The sequence below is a fragment of the Hoeflea algicola genome, from assembly GCF_026619415.1.
GTDB classification, from domain to species: domain Bacteria; phylum Pseudomonadota; class Alphaproteobacteria; order Rhizobiales; family Rhizobiaceae; genus Hoeflea; species Hoeflea algicola.
In genome coordinates this window covers 4,445,433-4,464,365 of record NZ_JAOVZR010000001.1, presented here as the reverse complement: position 1 = coordinate 4,464,365, position 18,933 = coordinate 4,445,433, and the positions used below count along the sequence as shown (strand labels likewise).

Annotated in this window: 15 protein-coding genes and 1 tRNA gene; 6 read left to right on the top strand and 10 right to left on the bottom strand. The window is 58.8% G+C overall.

The genetic code is table 11. The features are described 5' to 3' along the window. Nucleotides 1-97 precede the first annotated feature (97 nt). Nucleotides 98-385, bottom strand: coding sequence for a DUF1127 domain-containing protein (locus OEG84_RS21630; RefSeq protein WP_267655669.1), 288 nt, complete (start codon nucleotides 383-385; stop codon nucleotides 98-100). 144 nt (nucleotides 386-529) lie between these two features. Here OEG84_RS21630 and OEG84_RS21625 point away from each other — a divergent pair, with 144 nt between their 5' ends. Beyond that, nucleotides 530-1,483: a LysR substrate-binding domain-containing protein gene (locus OEG84_RS21625; RefSeq protein WP_324288236.1), complete on the top strand. Its 954-nt coding sequence runs from the start codon at nucleotides 530-532 to the stop codon at nucleotides 1,481-1,483. Nucleotides 1,484-1,577: 94 nt separating this feature from the next. Here OEG84_RS21625 and katG read toward each other — a convergent pair whose 3' ends face one another. Continuing rightward, on the bottom strand, nucleotides 1,578-3,794 hold the full coding sequence (katG, locus tag OEG84_RS21620) for a catalase/peroxidase HPI (protein ID WP_267655668.1): 2,217 nt from the start codon (nucleotides 3,792-3,794) through the stop codon (nucleotides 1,578-1,580). Between the two features lie 241 nt (nucleotides 3,795-4,035). Here katG and OEG84_RS21615 point away from each other — a divergent pair, with 241 nt between their 5' ends. Further along, nucleotides 4,036-4,968 (top strand): hydrogen peroxide-inducible genes activator, encoded by a 933-nt coding sequence (locus tag OEG84_RS21615; protein WP_267655667.1) that lies wholly within the window; start codon nucleotides 4,036-4,038, stop codon nucleotides 4,966-4,968. Between the two features lie 47 nt (nucleotides 4,969-5,015). Here the strand turns inward: OEG84_RS21615 and OEG84_RS21610 are convergent, their stop codons facing one another. After that, complete coding sequence (locus tag OEG84_RS21610; protein ID WP_267655666.1) at nucleotides 5,016-5,429, bottom strand: MAPEG family protein; 414 nt, start codon at nucleotides 5,427-5,429, stop codon at nucleotides 5,016-5,018. 329 nt (nucleotides 5,430-5,758) lie between these two features. Between OEG84_RS21610 and OEG84_RS21605 the strand changes: the two genes are divergently transcribed. Beyond that, nucleotides 5,759-6,736 carry a hypothetical protein gene (locus tag OEG84_RS21605; protein ID WP_267655664.1) on the top strand — a complete coding sequence of 326 codons (978 nt, stop codon included), beginning with the start codon at nucleotides 5,759-5,761 and terminating at the stop codon, nucleotides 6,734-6,736. Between the two features lie 7 nt (nucleotides 6,737-6,743). Here OEG84_RS21605 and OEG84_RS21600 read toward each other — a convergent pair whose 3' ends face one another. The 5 genes from OEG84_RS21600 to OEG84_RS21580 all read right to left on the bottom strand — a co-directional run bounded on the left by OEG84_RS21600 (nucleotide 6,744) and on the right by OEG84_RS21580 (nucleotide 12,340). Then, nucleotides 6,744-7,346 (bottom strand): hypothetical protein, encoded by a 603-nt coding sequence (locus tag OEG84_RS21600; protein ID WP_267655663.1) that lies wholly within the window; start codon nucleotides 7,344-7,346, stop codon nucleotides 6,744-6,746. Beyond that, complete coding sequence (guaB, locus tag OEG84_RS21595) at nucleotides 7,346-8,848, bottom strand: IMP dehydrogenase (protein WP_267655662.1); 1,503 nt, start codon at nucleotides 8,846-8,848, stop codon at nucleotides 7,346-7,348. Before guaB ends, OEG84_RS21600 begins: the two co-directional genes overlap by 1 nt. A gap of 226 nt (nucleotides 8,849-9,074) precedes the next feature. After that, nucleotides 9,075-9,854, bottom strand: coding sequence for an MBL fold metallo-hydrolase (locus OEG84_RS21590; RefSeq protein ID WP_267655661.1), 780 nt, complete (start codon nucleotides 9,852-9,854; stop codon nucleotides 9,075-9,077). Between the two features lie 111 nt (nucleotides 9,855-9,965). Then, nucleotides 9,966-10,736, bottom strand: coding sequence for an RlmE family RNA methyltransferase (locus tag OEG84_RS21585; RefSeq protein ID WP_267655659.1), 771 nt, complete (start codon nucleotides 10,734-10,736; stop codon nucleotides 9,966-9,968). Further along, on the bottom strand, nucleotides 10,733-12,340 hold the full coding sequence (locus OEG84_RS21580) for a Ppx/GppA phosphatase family protein (protein ID WP_324288235.1): 1,608 nt from the start codon (nucleotides 12,338-12,340) through the stop codon (nucleotides 10,733-10,735). Before OEG84_RS21580 ends, OEG84_RS21585 begins: the two co-directional genes overlap by 4 nt. A 272-nt stretch (nucleotides 12,341-12,612) precedes the next feature. Between OEG84_RS21580 and OEG84_RS21575 the strand changes: the two genes are divergently transcribed. After that, nucleotides 12,613-12,686 (top strand) — tRNA-Gln (locus OEG84_RS21575). A 179-nt stretch (nucleotides 12,687-12,865) separates the two neighbouring features. Next, nucleotides 12,866-14,926, top strand: coding sequence for a site-specific integrase (locus tag OEG84_RS21570; protein ID WP_267655657.1), 2,061 nt, complete (start codon nucleotides 12,866-12,868; stop codon nucleotides 14,924-14,926). 109 nt (nucleotides 14,927-15,035) lie between these two features. Here the strand turns inward: OEG84_RS21570 and OEG84_RS21565 are convergent, their stop codons facing one another. Together OEG84_RS21565 and OEG84_RS21560 are read right to left on the bottom strand one after the other, a co-directional pair. After that, complete coding sequence (locus OEG84_RS21565; protein ID WP_267655656.1) at nucleotides 15,036-16,196, bottom strand: hypothetical protein; 1,161 nt, start codon at nucleotides 16,194-16,196, stop codon at nucleotides 15,036-15,038. Between the two features lie 746 nt (nucleotides 16,197-16,942). Next, the gene (locus tag OEG84_RS21560; protein ID WP_267655655.1) at nucleotides 16,943-18,061 is read right to left on the bottom strand and encodes a hypothetical protein; all 1,119 of its coding nucleotides are present in this window, start codon (nucleotides 18,059-18,061) and stop codon (nucleotides 16,943-16,945) included. 204 nt (nucleotides 18,062-18,265) lie between these two features. Between OEG84_RS21560 and OEG84_RS21555 the strand changes: the two genes are divergently transcribed. Further along, nucleotides 18,266-18,847, top strand: coding sequence for a hypothetical protein (locus OEG84_RS21555; RefSeq protein WP_267655654.1), 582 nt, complete (start codon nucleotides 18,266-18,268; stop codon nucleotides 18,845-18,847). The last annotated feature ends 86 nt before the right edge of the window (nucleotides 18,848-18,933 follow it).

Below are 18,933 nucleotides of genomic sequence, written 5' to 3'. Positions count from 1 at the left end.
CAAAAAGCCGGCCGCACCAACCCCCTCAGGGTTCAGGCGGCCGGTTAAGGGCGGGACACAGGGCGGTGTCCCGCTGGGGAACTTTCAAATCAGCCTATCAGTGGATGCAGCGGCAATTAAACCGCGCGCGATCCGCCAGTTCGACCAGCGGGTCGGTGCCCACGGGCCTCGAAAGGACATCGTGCATGTCCTGCCGGGTCAATCCGATATCGGCCAGTTGCCAATCCGGCATTTCCTGAATCTTGCGCGCCGTGCGGCGATTGACCATGGCGAAAAATACGGTTCGCGCTCTGCCGGCAACTCCGAGCAGTGCCTTCAGCAAAGTCATGCCGATGCCCGTGGGGCGGGTGGATGTACAGGCAGCAGGAATACTGCAGACGTTCATTGTAGTCTTCCTTGGTTGTGGGGGACGCCGCATGATAGATGGCCGACACAGACCCAAATTCGATCGCAATCTCTCAGAAACCGATTGATCGCACCAGCGAATGTTTCTAATCTTTAATATCAATTTTGTTGATAGGAGATTCCGATGCCGGCGCCGCTCGATATCGATCAGTTGCAGACATTCGTGGCCATTGTCGACACCGGCAGCTTCACCCGGGCTGCAGACAAGGTGTTCAAGACCCAGAGTGCTGTGTCGATGCAGATGCGGCGGCTTGAGGAACGCATCGGCAAGACCTTGTTCATCCGAGACGGCCGGCTCAACCGGCTGAGTGAAGACGGCGAAAAAATGCTGGGCTATGCGCGGCGCATCATCCGGCTCAACAACGAAACCATCACCGCCTTTGATGACCAGCATCTGGAAGGCTCGATTCGAATCGGCACGCCGGATGACTACGCCGACCGCTACATGCCCGGCATCATCGCCCGTTTTGCCAAGACCAACCCGAATGTCGAACTATATATCGAGTGCGAACCCTCGGGCGAACTGGCGGCACGGCTGATGCGCGGTGAGCTGGATGTGGCGCTAGTGACCCATAATCCGCGCGCGCGAACCTCTGAAGTGGTGCGCACCGAGCCGCTCTACTGGGTAACATCGATGAACCACAATGTGCACGAGGATGCGGTGGTGCCGCTGGCCGTCGGTCGTCGCTGCTGCAACTGGCGCAACCTCGCCTGCACAGCACTGGATTCAGCCGGGCGTGACTACCAGGTACTGTTTACCAGTTGGTCGGCGACCGTGGTTGCCTCGGCGGTGCTGTCGGGACTGGCGGTGTCGCTGCTGCCCGAATGCGCGGTCAGGCCGGGCATGCGGATCCTGTCGCCGGCTGATGGCTTTCCGGCCTTGCAGCCGGCTCAGATCGGGCTGATGAAAAGGCCCGGCGCGCCCACCGCGCTGGTCAACGCGATATGTGGCCATATCGCTGCAAGCCTCGACAACATCACCCCGGCGGGCGCCGACACCAATGCAAGCGGTCAGGGCGCTGCCGCACGGCGGGAGCACAGGGGCCGGTCGGACATTGCTGCGGTGCCTGCCTGGTAGCTCCGGCGAAAACGGGAACCAGTACCTGTACGCAGACATGCAAATCGGGGCCAATGGCCTCGATTTCCGTTTTCCAAACCTCGTTGGCCGCGCCTCAGGCGATATCGAAACGATCAGCGTTCATGACTTTGGTCCAGGCTGCGACAAAGTCATCCACGAATTTCTGCTGCGAATCGCCTTGCGCGTAGAACTCTGACAGGGCACGGAGCTGCGAGTTTGAACCAAACACCAGATCGATCCGGGTCCCGGTCCATTTCAGCTCGCCGGTCGCCCGGTCACGTCCTTCATAGACCTGCTCTTCTTCCGAGACCGGCTTCCAGGCCGTGCCCATGTCGAGCAGATTGACGAAGAAATCATTCGTCAGCGTGCCCGGCCGCTTGGTAAAGACGCCGTGCTGCGATGACTGGCCATGATTTGCGCCAAGGGCCCGCATCCCGCCGACAAGAACCGTCATCTCTGGCGCGGTCAGCGTCAGAAGCTGTGCCCGGTCGAGCAGCAGTTCTTCGGCTGACACCGTGTAACGGGTCTTGAGATAGTTGCGGAAACCGTCTGCCACCGGCTCAAGCAGAGCGAAGGATTCGACATCGGTCTGGTCCTGGCTGGCATCCGTGCGGCCCGGGATGAAGGGGACGTCGACCGCATGGCCCGCGTCTTTGGCAGCCTGTTCGATCGCGGCGCTGCCGCCCAGCACTATTAGATCGGCGATCGAAACCTTCTTGTCGCCAGTGGCCGCATCGTTGAATGCCTTGGCGATACCCTCGAGCGTATCCAGCACCTTTGCCAGTTGCGCCGGCTGGTTGGCTTCCCAGTCCTTCTGGGGCGCCAGCCGGATCCGGGCGCCATTTGCGCCACCGCGCTTGTCCGAACCACGGAAGGTCGAGGCCGAGGCCCAGGCGGTGGAGACCAGTTCGGAGACAGACAGGCCCGACGCCAGGATCTGGGCCTTGAGCGCGGCGATGTCGCTGGCGTCAACCAGGGCGTGATCAAGTTCGGGAACCGGATCCTGCCAGATCAGCACTTCAGCCGGAACCTCCGGACCGAAATAGCATTCGCGCGGACCCATGTCGCGGTGGGTCAGCTTGAACCAGGCGCGGGCAAACGCATCGGCAAACTGATCGGGGTTTTCATGGAAACGCCGGGAAATCTTTTCGTAAGCCGGGTCCATGCGCATCGCCATGTCGGCGGTGGTCATCATGGTGGGAACGCGCCTCGAAGGATTATGGGCCGCTGGGGCCAGATCCTTGTCGGCCACATCCTTGGCACGCCACTGCTGGGCGCCTGCGGGGCTCTTGGTCAGTTCCCACTCGTAGCCGAACAGCATATCGAAATAGCCGTTGTCCCACTGGGTCGGGTTCGGAGTCCACGCGCCTTCGAGACCACTGGAAATGGTGTCGTCGCCATGGCCGGTGCCAAAGCTGCTCTTCCAGCCCAGGCCCAGTTCTTCAAGGCCCGCACCTTCGGGTTCGGCTCCGACATACTGGCTCGGATCGGCTGCGCCATGGCACTTGCCGAAAGTATGGCCACCCGCGGTGAGTGCCACAGTTTCCTCGTCGTTCATCGCCATCCGCGCGAAAGTCTCGCGGATATCGCGACCCGACGCAACCGGGTCCGGGTTGCCGTTGGGCCCTTCCGGGTTGACGTAGATCAGCCCCATCTGCACGGCGGCCAGCGGGTTTTCCAGCTCGCGGTCACCGGTATAGCGCTTGTCGCCAAGCCATTCGGTTTCCGCGCCCCAGTAGATGTCTTCCTCCGGCTCCCAGATATCGGCGCGGCCGCCGGCAAAACCGAAGGTCTTCAGGCCCATCGATTCCAGCGCACAGTTGCCGGTGAGCACGATCAGATCGGCCCAGGACAGCTTGTTGCCGTATTTCTGCTTGATCGGCCAGAGCAATCTGCGAGCCTTGTCGAGGCTGACATTGTCGGGCCAGCTGTTGAGCGGTGCAAAGCGCTGCGAGCCCGAAGACGCGCCGCCACGGCCATCAGCGGTGCGGTAGGTGCCGGCACTGTGCCAGGCCATGCGGATGAAGAACGGGCCATAATGACCGTAGTCGGCCGGCCACCATTCCTGGCTGTCGGTCATCAGTGCATAGAGGTCCTGCTTGACGGCTGCGAGATCCAGTTTCTTGAACTCTTCGACATAATCGAACGCCTCACCCATGGGGCTGGACTTGGCCGAATGCTGATGCAGAATCCTGAGATTGAGCTGGTTGGGCCACCAGTCACGGTTGGATCGCAAACCGACATTGGTGGCGCCGTGCACCACCGGGCATTTCGCCGAACTCTCGTTTAACTGCTTGAGTTTCGCTTCCATATCTCTCTCCAGTCGTATCGTGGGATTTTCAAAATGAATTGAGTGAACAAGCCTGTCGTTGATGACCGGCGCGGGCACGGTGATGAATGAAGGCTCGGTTGGCTGCTGCAATCAGGCCGCTGACGAGGGTACCTTTGCAGTCCCTATTTGCCGACAACTGTTGTTCTAAGCGTCAATGTGACCCATTCGTTCGATAATTTCCAATTGTATTTTCGAGATTTATCGATAACTTTATATTATCATGATAACGCTCAGACAATTGACCTATTTCGATGCCCTCGCCCGCACTCTGCATTTTGGCCGTGCGGCGGAACGGGTGCATGTTTCACAGCCGGCACTGTCGACCCAGATCGCCGAACTGGAAACCCGCCTCGGCTGCCGATTGGTCGAACGCACCCGCGGCGCGATCGTGCTGACGGAAAACGGGCAACGGTTACTGCCGTCGTTCCGGCGGGTGCTGGCCGAAGTTCGCTCGATCGAGGAGCAGGTTCAACAGCAGGCCGGAATTCTGACCGGGCGGATGCGGATCGGCATGATTCCGACGCTGGCGCCCTATTTGTTGCCGGCGTTGGCGCCGGAACTGGCCAATCGCTTTCCCGCACTTGATTTCGGCGTGCGCGAAGCGATTACCGAAACCCTGGTGGCGCAGCTGCGCAGCGGCGATCTGGACGCGGTGATTGCGGCGCTGCCGATCCGCGAACCCGGGATTACCCACCGGGTGCTGTTTGAGGACCGGTTCGTGATGGCGGTGGCAAGCAACGACCGGGACGTTCTCGATTCCCCGCTCAACCGCCACAAGATCGCGCTCGACCGGATGCTCCTGCTTGAGGAAGGCCATTGTCTGCGCGATCAGGCGCTGTCGATCTGCGAGGGGCACAGTGAAAGCGCGCTGGTCAATTTCGGCGCCACGTCGCTGACTACGCTGCTGCAGATGGTCGCCCACGGCATGGGCCGCACGTTGTTGCCGGAAATTGCCGTGGCGGCGGAAAACACCGGTTCGGGGGGCATCCATTTCGTGCCGTTTTCACCGCCAGCGCCGTCACGCCAAATCGCCGTGTTCTTCCGCTCGGCGAGCCATCGCCAGCGCGACTACGAAGCCTTTGCCGAAGTCGCGGCAAGAATCGGCCACGACATCCTCAGCGCCGGGCGCAAGAGCATGGGACTCCCGGCCTGACGCGCGCACAGAAGATCAATCCGGCAAATGATCTGACCCACGAGAAATCAGGCGATGTGGAAGGCAAGCAGCAGCCATTGCACCAGATTGATCACCAGACTCAAGATGAACAACGGTCGGCGGATGCGTAACCGGTTGGATGTGACATGCACATAGCTATGGGCGATGCGAGCAAGCACAAACATCCATGAGGCGACCACTGCCGCGGTGTCAGCCGCGCCGGTGACATAGAGCGACAGGCAGGCTGCGTAGAACAGTACCGGGAGCTCGAATTGGTTGGAGAGATTGCGCACCACAGCCGCACTTGGCGCTGGCTCGACGGCTGGAATTCTAAAATCCGACGGCCGGGCATTGCCGGCCTTCACCGCACCGATACGGCGTGCCGATACCAGCATATAAATGGCGTAGGTCAGCAGCACCTGGGCCAATACCGGCCAGAAAATTGCGGTGGATTGGGTCATGCCGGCTCCCTGCAGGTCAATCGCGCCGACAATTTTATCGGGGCGTGTCGTTAGCTCAAGCTGCCAAATTCAATGAGCGGACTGGCGCAACCACCCGCAATTGCGCTTAAGGGACGATAATTGGCGCCAACATGCAATAGCCAGTGTTTACGCCTTCTACCGGGATCGCCATGGGTGCGGCTTGCCGGACAAGATCGTCAATGTCCTGTTAACCAATCCCGCGTTACCTTCGGTTGCAATTTTCGTCGCCGTACCCGTAGACCGCTGCATGAGACTTTCAAATGTGGATGCCCGCCTCAAACTCGGCTCTAAGCCCAGCACTTTCAATCATGCAGTCGATCGTCAGCCAGCAGGCTGACGCACAGCAAAGTGCCCGCGAGACCGACAGCAACCTGATCCCCAACGTCCGGGTTGCGTCCGCCAATTCGCCACAGACAACCGAAAAGCTCAACGACTATTATTTTGGCGACCACATGAGTGTGACCGAAGTTCAGGTCAAGCTTTTTGGCTATCTGGCCACCTATCTGAACAAGCAGATTTCAGCGCAGGACGACGCCGCAGCAGCAGGCGAAGCGCCCGATACCACTACGGAACTGTCCCGGCATCTGGCGTCAATGGATCAGGGCAAGAGGGAAAGTCTGGGCGCTGCGCTGGGCGGTTTTAATAATACTGGCGACAGCGCCCGGGGGCTGGCGCTGAAGATCTCGCTCAATTTCAACCTCGACGAACTGTCGCGGAGCAAAAAGCTTGAGAACTATCTCGAGCAGATGATCGGCTTTGACCTGAAGGGAATGACCGTGGCCGATCTGGTCAAGTCGTTCCTTGATCCCGAAGGGTCGAAAAATCAGAAAGTCCGCGACGTCATCTCTGAAGCGCTCGCAGGTCAGCACGGCTCCAAAGTCTCGCAACGGCTGGAAGACGCCATCAAGGGACTGCGTTCGGTTGCGGAAACCAAGCAGGATATCGCCGATAAGAAGCCCTATGACGAAATCGACGCGGAAACCAAGGCGGAGGATGAAGCCGATATCGACACTGCCAAGGCGTTCGAAACCTTGACGAAGGTCAGTTCCGACATCGAGAGCGCTGACGAGACCAAGCAGCAAGAAGCGGTGCCAATACCTGCCGCCGAGCAATCCGCCGCCGCGGCTGCCAGGGACGAAACACCTGCTGACACCAGCGAGCCGGATGAATCCGATTCCGATGCCGCATCCGGGCAGGAGAACCGCCTGCATCCGGGCTATGCGGAACACATGACCCGCACGGCCAAGGATTCTTTGCAGTCGGGGTTTGCCCCGCTTTATCTGTAACGCGCTTTCAGACAGTCTCGCCGGCCGGCTTGCGCCCGGCGCGCCAGCGACCGATCCACAATGCAACAATCAGCATCAGAGCAAGGGCGCCGGTAAGGAACTTTGCCGCCGTCAGCCCCCGCAACACAGGCACCAACTGGGCGTTGAACGCACGGCTTAGCGACGGTAGGCCGAACATTGCATCAGCCACGGCATTCTCGACATAATCGCAGCCGAGATAGGCGAACGCCAGGGCCAGAACCAGACCCAATCCGATCCGCGCCGAGAGCGGGCTGCCGGCCTGATTACGGCGCGAATTGAGCGCAGCGAACCCGGCAAATGCAAGGCTTGCCGCCAGCATCGGTGGAAACAGAAGATCCGACCCGGCATGCATTGCCACATAGGCTGCCGACGCACTGCGGAGACCTGTGGCCTGCGCCTTAGCAGCTTCGCTGACAAAAGCCTGATGCAGCGCCGCAGCAGCCTCCGTACCATACCCCAGCGGCACAGCGTCGGGCAGATAGAGTCCGCCGATGCTGGCGCTGATCTCCGGACCCTGAACCGTTGCCATATAGGCCAGCAACGCGACCGTGAGCACGCACAGTATCCAGCCCGGCCAGGTCCGTTTCATCACATGGAGCCGGGGTAATTGGGACTTTCACGGGTGATGGTCACATCATGGGTATGACTTTCGCGCAAGCCGGCACCGGAGATGCGCACGAAAGTGGCGCGCTCGTGAAAACTATTCAGATCGGCGGCGCCGACATAGCCCATGGCTGCCTTCAGGCCGCCTGCCAACTGGTGCAGGACGCCCGAGACCGGCCCCTTGTAGGGAACCTGGCCTTCAATACCTTCGGGAACCAGCTTGAGCGTGTCGCGAACCTCGGCCTGGAAATAGCGGTCGGCCGAACCGCGCGCCATCGCACCGACCGAGCCCATGCCGCGATAGGCCTTGAACGAACGACCCTGGTGCAGATAGACCTCGCCCGGGCTTTCGTCAGTGCCTGCCAGCAGCGAACCGACCATGCAGGCCGAGGCGCCGGCAGCGATCGCCTTGGCCAGATCTCCGGAATACTTGATGCCGCCATCGGCGATCACCGGAACATTGTGCTTCTGTGCTTCCTCAACCGCGCTCATGATGGCACTGAGCTGCGGAACGCCTACCCCGGCAACAATGCGGGTGGTGCAGATCGAGCCAGGCCCAATGCCAACCTTGACGGCGTCGGCGCCGGCATCAATCAAGGCCCTGGTGCCCTCGGCGGTGGCAACATTGCCGGCCATGATGCGCACCGAGTTCGACAGTTTCTTGGCGCGGGTGACCGCATCGAGAACCCGTTGCGAATGACCGTGCGCGGTATCGATGACAAGCAAATCGACACCAGCGGCAATCAGACGCTCGGCGCGTTCAAACCCATCCTCGCCGACCGATGTGGCGGCGGCGGCACGCAAACGGCCCTGCTCGTCCTTGGAGGCATGCGGGTTGAGCTGCGACTTCTCGATATCCTTGACGGTAATCAGCCCGACGCAGCGCCCCTCGCCGTCCACCACAACCAGCTTTTCGATACGATGGCTGTGCAGCAGCCGCTTGGCTTCGGTCTGTTCGACGCTTTCCTTGACCGTGATCAGGTTCTCATGGGTCATCAACTCATGGATCTTCTGATCGGGATCGGTGGCAAAGCGGACATCGCGGTTGGTCAGAATGCCGACCAGCCGGCCCGGGCCGGTGATGACGTTGCCGGTGTGCTCGACCACCGGAATGCCGGAAATGCCGTGCGCCTTCATCAAGCCCAGTGCCTCCGACAGGGGCGCGTCGGGACCGATGGTCACCGGGTTAATGACCATGCCGCTTTCGAATTTCTTGACCTGGCGCACCTGCTCGGCCTGCTCTTCCGGCGTCAGATTGCGGTGAATGACGCCGATGCCGCCGGCCTGGGCCATGGCGATCGCCAGCCGCGCTTCGGTCACGGTATCCATGGCGGACGAAATAATCGGCAGATTGAGATCGAAATCGCGGGCGATGCGGGTGGCTATCTTGGCCTCGCCGGGCATGACCTCGGAATGGGCGGGTTGCAACAACACGTCGTCAAAGGTCAGCGCTTCAACGCCGGTGATCGTCTGTATGATTTTTGCCATCGCCTGTCTGTTCCAAATTGTCGGGGACAGCGCCGTGTGGAGACCGTCCCAGGAGGTCTATGCGTTGGCAGTGGCAGGTACCACGCAAGCGGAGGCTGTGAAAGGTCAATTCGAAACAGCAAACCGAAAAATTCAGGCTGCGACGAAGTGTCGACCCCCTCTCCGGTGCAAACGCAGGCCCGGCGCACTGCGGAACATGCCCCCAGTGCGCCGGAAGAGAATCAAATCAGGCGGGGCTGTACCACTCACCCATTTTCACCTCGGCCGCATCGCCGACAAGCTTGGCGAATTCGGCAGGGTCCTGAGTTCCGCCATCACGGCCCCGGTAGTGATAGGGATAGACGACCTTGGGCTTGAAGGCACTGACGGCGCCCGCTGCCTGGGTGATGTTCATCGTAAAAGGCAGATTCATACACAGGAAAGCAAGATCGATGTTTTCGAGCGCCTTCATTTCCGGCGTATCCTCGGTGTCGCCAGAAATGTAGATGCGGAAGCCTTCAAAGCTCAGAACATACCCGTTGTCGCGCCCCTCAGGATGGAAATTCTTGCGCTCCTCGGTAGTGTTATAAGCGGCGATGGCGTCGATTTTCAGCCCTTTCCAATCGGTGGAATCGCCATTGCCGATCTGTGTCGCCTTGGCCTGCATCGCCTCGGGCAACATGGCATGGACGGCAGGATTGGTGATCAGATCGGTGCTTTCGCCGAGCAGCGCATTCAGCGTGTCGACGTTAAAGTGGTCGCCGTGTTCATGGGTAATAAGGATCAGATCGGGTCGAGGCAGATCGGCATATTGTTCGGCATCGCCGACCGGATCGCCATAGATCACCCCAAGCGGTGTTTCGAGAACGAAAGATGCATGCGCGACCGGATGAACAGTGATGTCGCCGGCACCGGTAGCAAACATATCACTGTCCCCGGTTGCAGCGCGGGCGCTGTAGGGCAGGATCAGGACAGCGCCGGAAACGGCCGCCGCTGTGTGAATGAACGTGCGTCTGGTCAATGTCATGGGCTCTCTCCAAGGTTGTCGCAGAAGAGAATTGGCGCATTCACTCGTCAGGGCAAGACACGGATGCGTTATTTGCCATTGAACAATGTGTTTGCAGCTAGGCACAATCGCCTAGTCTTCGCCACCAGCCTCCTTGGCATTGGGAGTACCCGTCACCGATTCGACATCATCAAAACCGTGGTCGGGCGCCGCAACACGGCGACCCTTGAAGCCCTTGGCGAGCACGAACATCTCCACCGATTCCGCCCGCGAGGATGGCGGCTTGATGTGAATGACCGATTTAAAATTCTTCTTGAGCGTGACAAGCAGGTCATTCTCGGCGCCCCCCTGAAAGGTCTTGGCGAGAAAATGCCCGCCCGGGGTAAGAACCTCGATGGCGAAATGAGCCGCAACCTCGCACAGATGCATGGTCCTGAGATGATCGGTGCGACGATGACCGGTGGTGGGCGCGGCCATATCCGACAGCACCACATCGGGCGCGCCGCCGAGTGCCGCCATCAGGGCTTCGGGCGCCTGATCGTCGAGGAAGTCCATCTGCAGGAACTTGACCCCGGCAAGCCCGTCCATTTCAAGAAAGTCGATGGCGACCACTTTCGGATCCGCGTCGGAGGAATCGGTGACCTGAGCCGAAATCTGAGACCAGCCGCCCGGCGCGGCGCCGAGATCGATGATGCGCTTGGCGTTGTCGAGAATCTTGTGCTTGGCGTCGATTTCGAGAAGCTTGTAGACGGCGCGCGAACGGTAGCCTTCCTGCTTGGCCTGCTGCACATAGGGGTCATTGAGGTGTCGCTCGATCCAGCGTCTGGAGGAGGACTTGAGCTTGCCCTTCTTGACCTTCTGTCCGAGTTTGCGGCCGGTCGGGCCGGAGGGCGGACGGGTCATGATGTTGTTCCCTGATTGGAGCGCGGATGCCTGTAGCGATTGTTGCGGCCACGGCCACGCCAGGCGCCGTCGGCAGCCATCATCTCATTGAGCAGGCCTTCGCGAAGCCCGCGATCGGCAACCCGCATCCGCTCGGAAGGCCAGCGTTTGCGGATCGATTGCAAAATGGCGCAACCGGCTAGTACCAGATCTGCGCGGTCGGCGCCAATGCAGGGATTGGCGGCACGTGCCGCGAAATCCCACGACAGCAGCTTGTCGAGCATCAGGTCGACCTCGGCATTCGACATCCACAGCCCATCGACCCGACGGCGGTCATAGCGCGGCAGGTCGAGATGCAAGCCGGCCAACGTGGTCACCGTTCCGGAGGTGCCAAGCAGATGCATGCGGCTGACATCGAGGCCGGAAAACGCCGGCAACGTTGGCGGCGTGAAAGCGTCGAGCATCCCGTCCACTTCCGCGACCATCGCCTCGAATACCGCTGGCGTGACCAGGCACCCGCCATGTCGTTCGGACAGGGTGACCACCCCGACCGGCAACGAGGTCCAGGCCTTGATATGATTGGCGAGCCGGTTGGAACGGTTTTCGGTCAGATCGATCATTGCGATCTCCGAGGAACCACCGCCGATGTCAAACAGTACCAGACCATCGGTATCCCGGCCGACCAGCGACGAGCAGCCGGCAACTGCCAGCCGCGCTTCGGTCTCGCGGGTGACGATCTCGAGCTCCAGGCCAGTTTCGCGCAGCACCCGGTCCAGAAATTCCTGGCCATTGCGCGCCGAACGGCAGGCCTCGGTGGCAATCAGCCGGTGGCGCCGTACCGGGCGATTCTTCAGCTTGCTGGCGCAGACCTTCAATGCCTCCACAGCACGTTCCATGGCATCATTGGACAGCGCACCGGTGGCGTCGAGTCCCTCGCCCAGCCTGACGATGCGCGAAAAGGCGTCAACCACGCGGAACTGGCCCGGGCGTGTCGGTTGCGCAATCAGCAGGCGGCAGTTGTTGGTGCCCAGATCGAGCGCGGCATAGAGATCATCAGCCTGCCTGCGCGGCGCGGATGCCTCCGAATCAGACGGCTGGCCGTGTGCCTGGGCATCCCCTGCCTGCCCAGGGAGTTGCATGGAACCCGACTGCGCGTCATGGCGCTCGGCCCGGTCGGTGGCTTTTTGTGTGGCCAGCGGGCGGCCCTGAATGGCCCGACCCGATTTGCGACGGCGGCGACGGCCCTTCTTCTTTTCAGAAACGCGGCCACCGGCAGCAGACGTGCCGGGCGTGGGTGGAGGTGACTGTGCACCGGACCCGGCCGTAGCCTCTGCCGTGCCTTCACGCTTGCCTTGGTGAGGCGTACTCTGGGCCGATTTCTGCGCGGATTTGCGACGGCGACGCCTTCGGCGTCCGACCGGTTCGGTGCGGCTGGAATTATCGGCGGATTCGCTGGCGGCTGCCCGTGCCGGCGCCGAAACGCCGGGGTTCGAGCCCGAGGTCGCGGAATTCCCGCGTCCTTGTTCCATGCCATCCGACGCTGCCTCTGTGGCGCGTCCGGACGACCTGTCATCTGCCAGCGATACCCCCGCGTTTGGCGTTACGCCGTCCCGAAGGTCTTTCACGGTCTGTCCTGTCGTGCGCGGCGGGCATGGAGCCCGCACCGCGCGTCACGATTTGTGTTGGGCAAAGATTAGCAAAGCCGGATAGAGAACGCAAAAGCCTTTTTTGAGCAGACCGACCGCGCGTGCGCGTAAAGGCGTTCGACAGCGATGGCCGCCGCAGCTCAGACGGCTTCGCCAACGAATGACAAAAACTTGGCAATCAGCGTTTGCATCGCCATTCAATATTGGGTATAAGCCGCCGCGCTGGTCGAGGTTTCTCGGTCCGCTCCTATTGGGGAATAGGTTAACGGTAGACCCGCAGACTCTGACTCTGTTAGTCCTGGTTCGAATCCAGGTTCCCCAGCCAATCGACCTCTTCAAGCTCTGAACAAGATTGATTTTCCAGCGTTTTTTCGTTAGCTGGGGATAGATTTTGTCGTCTGGTGGACAGTACTGTCTTACACGGGTGTCCCCCACGCGTGTCTTACATTGGTGTCCAACGGACGGAAAAGCTGGAGAATCCGTCACCTCCAAACGGAGGTTGGCATGAGTAATGTGCAATATGTGTTTCGGCGTGGAGCGGTCTATTGGTGGCGACGGCGACTGCCGGTTCAGCTTCGGGCCGATTGCCGTTCGAGGATTGAAGTCAGCCTGCGGACAACGTCGCTTAACATTGCCCGTTCGGTCGCCGCCGAGGTCACGAGGGCCAGCGAGCACCTACTACACGGAATGAGCCAATCCATGATCTCTGCCGATGACGCCCGACGTATCCTGACCAAAGTGGCTATCACCCATAGCGCCAAGCTTGACCGTGTGGCTGCGGCCGAACTCGCTTATGGAGACAGTGCTCAAAGCGGGCGCACCATGGACCTGGTGACGGGCTGGGCATACCGCCTCTTCGCCGCCCAAGGCATGGATGCCGCGGTAGGCGAGACCGAGCGCAACGAAATGCTGGCCGCAGACCTCGACGAGCAAATGATTGCAGCTGTTGCGCAGACAATCACGACCCTGCGAGACAGTGGAGCCATGCCACCAAATCGCAACCGTATCATGGGGCTGATGGCGGAGTTCAGCATTCCCGAAACAAGGGTCAATGTGCAGCAGGCTGAACAGCTCTACTTGCGCGGCATGGCTGCAGCCCTTCTCGACGCCGATCGCCGCTGGACTGGCATGCGTCATGACGACGACCTGCTCCTCCAGACGGGCCTTCAGGAAGAGGCACGACGGCCGGTCGCTCAATCGTTTCCTGATGATGCAACCAATCGGCCGGCCACACCTGCTCTTGCCCCACCGATCCCCGCCCCCGTGCCTGTGGCTGAAAAACCAAAGACGCTTACCCCGCCCTCGGCGATTTCCGTTGCGCCAGACACCGCGGAGGTGGATATCAGCTACGACGCCGATGATCTCGACAGCACGATCGACATTGAGGATGAGAGCTATCGCAGCCTGATCGATATCGTCACGGCGGCCGGCGAAGCAAAGGTTGCGCTCGGGGAATGGGACAGCAAGACACTCAGACAGCATATCCAACTCGCCAAGCTGTTCGAGCGCTTCCTTGGACACGACAACCCGACCCGTGTCGGACAAAAGCACCTCGCACAGTTTCGCGACATCCTGCTCAAGTTCCCGAAAAACTATGGCAAATCGCCCCGGGACCATATCATCTCGGTCAGCGACATTATTGCCCGCGCAGAGAAACTTCCAAAAGATCAAGTGGGCCTGACAAGGTCGACGATCAATCGTCACATGAACAACATGGCCAATATTGCGGGCATGTGCGAGGCATATGGCTATTCGTGGGAGAGCTACGATGGCATTTCCAAACTCAGGGCCAAGGCTCGTGGAAATTCCGAGAGTGAACGTCCGCCATTTACAACCGGTGACCTTCAGGCCTTGTTCCGGCTCCCAATCTGGACCGGCACAACCTTGGACGAAAACGATGACTACAATGACGCCGTCATCGTTCATGACGCACGTTATTGGGTGCCACTTATTGCAGCCTACCATGGTGCACGTCGTGAAGAGATTTGCGGCCTCCAGCTTGATGACATCACCGAATTTGAAGGCATTTGGGGAATAAAGCTCACCCCCACCGACGTGCGCGGCTTGAAGACACCAGCGTCGAATCGTCATGTCCCGCTACATCCGGAACTCATTCGTCTGGGCATCCTGGACTATGTCCAAGCAATCCGAAGGGCAAAGCACACACTGCTGTTTCCTGAACTTCTGGCTGTCGCAGAATCCACTCCCATGGGCGATGTCTTCCACGATGACTGGCGGAAGATGAAAGAGGCTGCACTGCCAAAGGCAAAGGAGGAACGAAAGGTGTTTCATTCGTTCCGTCACTGGTGCAACAATGAAATGAAACAGGCAGGCGTCGGTTCAGAAATCCGCAAGGACATCCTCGGACATGTGAACAAGGACGTGAACGAAGGGACCTATACGGAAGTGGCGCACCTCAGGCTAATGCAGGCTGCCCTGGGGAAGCTTCCCACTCCCACATCCGAGCTCAAGGCATCTCCAATTCGACTTCGCCCGGAGGTTATGTCGCACCAGCCCCGCAGGACACGAAAGAGCAAGAAACAGCCGACAGGCCTGGGCCAATGAACTGGCGTGTGACCATCAAGATCAAAGCCCCACTGCGGGATTCAGCGGGGCTTTGGCAGGTGTCAGGATCAGGCATGACGTGGTGCAACCGACGTCCTGCTGTCCCGCCTTACTGTGAGATGCGTGCTTCAGTGGCTGTTGTGCCGGCTGCAACAAGGCTCTTGAGCGTTGCATCCTGTTGGTCGTCCGAAATGGCTGGTGTGGTCTCATCGGCTTTGACTTCCTTCTCGGCCGCGATTTGATCATTCTTCGTGACGTCGTTTTCTGTTTTTGCGACTTCCATTAGGGGCGCAGCGGCCGAAGGCGCACTGACCACGTAGGGTTCGCCGTGGACTGCGAAGCGCAACGCCGGGTGGGCAACTTCGATGACCCATTTTTCCATCTCATCGCGCACTGGCCATGACCCAACGCCACCCAACCGGTAGAGGCTGTGCTGCACCGCGCCCCAGCCGGTTTTCAGTCCGAATTGCTCATGCTGAAGATTGGCTTTCGGCATACGCTCGACTGGCACCAACGGTGCCACAACGTCTTTGAAGAGATCAGATGCGTGGCGTGCATTGATTTCCACATCAGCTGCCAGCGCATTCATGACGATTCTCTTTCCGCTCTCGTGACGCGCAACAGCCTCTTCCAATCCGGCGAGGACAGCAGCAATAAGTCGGTGAAACTCTGCCGTGCTCGATTTGAGCTTTGCAGCAGCCATTTTCTGTAGCCCTGTTCTACCACCCAGCTGTCTGAGATCGGTGAGCTCTTCAGCCTCGTCCTTTTTGCCGCCAACGAGCGCCTTGATTTCCTGAGGTTTGAGGCTCTTGCCTTCATCAAATTGCTTGATGACGTCCTCGATCTGATCCGGCTCACATTTCGCTAGCGCGATGAGCGCGGTCGAACCGATGGCATGCTGTTCAAGGCGCTCCCGATGATCAGAAAGCCGTTCGTGAACCGAGATGAAATTCCAAGCTGAACGGACACTATAGCTGAAATTTTCTTTGAGCCAGTGGCCAAAGCGTTTTTCTGGCTGGACAATTTTTGCCTCGGCAAGGCACTCACCGAGTTCAAAAACCTGTCCGGTTGACCTGCGATGCAATGAGACGATTCGCTTGACGAGTTCAGACAGACGCGCCTCAGCTTCTGGCGAAAGCGGCTCGTCATTTTCGTTAGGTGCCCGAGCTGCGCGCACCTTCTTGTTCGCGGAAGCTATGTTTTCTGTACGTACTTCTTTTGCCTTCTTGGCAGCGACAGTGCGCTGTGTTTTTCTGTTTAAAGATGTCATTCTGATCTCCTGTTAGTATTGATCTGGATATAGGTAGGCTTTACTATTATATATCATATAATAAATAATTGCAATTCTTTTATTTTTGCCGTCTGTGGAGTTTCATGATTATTAGTCGTCAAATTCTATCTTAGATTCTTCTTTTTATACATCCTTACAACTTTTTATATTTACGGTTCGACGCTATCTGATCTCCCCTATGCGGCCCGAAGAGCGTCCTAATTGCGTTCCCACGCAATGGGAAAATCCCTTGAACCGATGTATTTTGTGGCCGGAAATTGTTTCACGCTGTCGTCAACGATCGAGTTGACGAACAATGGTTATGACCTGCGACTCTGTTGGAGCGTACGGCCCAGAGCGGTCTGGCAGACCATCATTAATGCCGTATCGCGGCTATGCACCCTTGGGCTAAGCCTCCCGAGGTGGAACCGCCGACCCGGTAATTGTTCCATACTTGGGGACGATTCGAAGGTCTGTAGTGACCGCTGTTTTCAATGACCAAATGACTGGAAGGGGGCCGATAGCCGACGTGGGTAGGCCGCGCCGTTTTGACCACTTGTGTCATTCTTGTTCAGGAAGCGGCCGAACTGGTAACAGCCCCGAAGCGGAAATTATTTCCGCTTTGCGCCGCCATTACTGCCGTTGAGGCCATCTTGGCCGTCGCCTGGAAGAGGTCGTGGTTTCAGACTAGGTTACGTCGCCAGTGCGCCAACAGCAGACCTCGGCTGTGCCGACCAAGGGGACGGCTACAATATGAATGTTCGGAAGCCGATCAGGTCACGGCCGCGCAACGGTCCCAGATAACTGCCGTCGTGCATGAGGCTACCGCGAAACATGCCTTCATCATCCACGCCTTCCAAGCCACGGTATCCAATCAGATTCTCGACACGGCCCGATCGAGCGTCGCTCACCATCTCTAGCGCGCTTGCTTCCATGCCGACACCGAAGCCAGTCCCGAACCCCCAATGATAGTATGGTTGGGTAGCCACGATCTTCCATCGTCCCACTTTAAAAATGGGCAATGAGATTTTCCTCAGACGGGACTCGTCTCTAGCCCGAAGTCGCTGGGCAGGTCGTGGGAGTCCCATAATCGTAAGCCAAGCGGCGTAGTTATGCCTTTTGAGCCAATCCTCTGGCACATCCACCGGGTCAATGATTTGGTCGGAGGGCGGGTCGACGAAGATAAGTGCCGATTTCTCCTTGTGACCCGTCTCCCGCATTTGTGATAAAAACACGAACCCCTTGGAGGCAGGCGGTGTCAGTTTGTTGATCCAGGGGGCGACTTGGTTCTCCAGCGCCCGCTTCAGCTTGGTTTTCACGATCGTTGGATCATTCCCTGTGTCCGCAAACGATCCCTTCGATTCGACTATGATACGATCCTTGTTTGCGTCTTCGAACAGGAAGTCAGCCGCCTTGACCGCCTTGGCCCCGGGAGAGAGTGCTCCACATGCGACAAGATGGGTTCTGAGAGGGCCAACGAAGGAATAACCCTTCTTGTCGGCGTATAGCAGCGTAAAGCCTTGTGCCAGCCGACCGCAGAGGCTCGTACCAGAGAAGTCATTGAGCGCAGTTGCCCCTCCATTCGCAAGTCGGAAATCGACCTGATTGAAGTCGACGATCTGACTCGCTTGGAGAAGGAACCCAATCCCAGGCAGGATGATACTGGTCGGATTCAGAAAGTCGGCCTTCACAACCGCATGGGCCAATTGCAGTGGGGTGAAAGACATAGCGGCGTGTTTCTCCGCCAGAGCCGACCAGTTTGGATTATTCGGCAGTCGTTTTTTCAAGATGTCGGACTGTTTCCACTCCCACACGTCAATTGTTCTTTTATGGAATAGCTTTCCTACGCCCCACACAGTACTCATCACTCCACCCCATCGGTCTCTGGTCGCTTGTAACACCCGACTCAGATGATACAAGCGGCGACACCCGCAAATCGGGGACGCAACCAAGTGATTGCGCCGGGTTGCGGAAGTGTGAGGACACGCGGACAAGCTCGTCAGGAATGCCATTAAATCGGTCGAACACGGCGTCTGGGATTCCTTCGTTCATTTGGGTCGGGGATGGCCATGACTGAGAAAACAAAGCTCGACATGGTCGAGGAAGCAATGGCAGAACGGGTGGGGAAACTGGCTGCTAAGCCGATCAAGGCAGGCGTAGAATTTGATGCGGCGCTACAAACTGCATACGAGGTTGCCGCGCGCCAGCTACTAACCCAAGGATACGACGGAGACCTTGTCGAACTTGCCAGGGAGCGCGGTATAGGGCGACTTGCCGTCTTTCCAGACGGCGAAGAGCTGGTGTTTTCCAATGAGCTTGAGGCTGCGTTGACAGAGAGCTTTGAGTCCGCTGAGCAAACCATTGCCGAGGGACCGGTCCGCCTTGACGAGAAAGAACTTTTCCTTAACACGAGCTTCCGGATGTTCGTTTATCCTAACGAGTCTAAGCATGCTGGATTTCCGCATGTCACCGTCTGTCTGCAAGACGGCAAGATCAACATATCCGCCAAACCTGACCCCAAAGTCATTGCTGGAAAGAAGGGGCTGAGAGGCGAGGCTGCGGCAATCAAAGCCGTGCAGGACAACCTGTCGGACATACTGAAAGAATGGGAGAAAACCCGCCCGGACGATCAGAAGTTGATAAAAAAGTAGCAGCCCACCGACAAGCGAAATCACTCATAATGCACTTCGATCTTGCCGGATATCGGCGGCGGTGACGGGCATGACGCTGGAGGAAC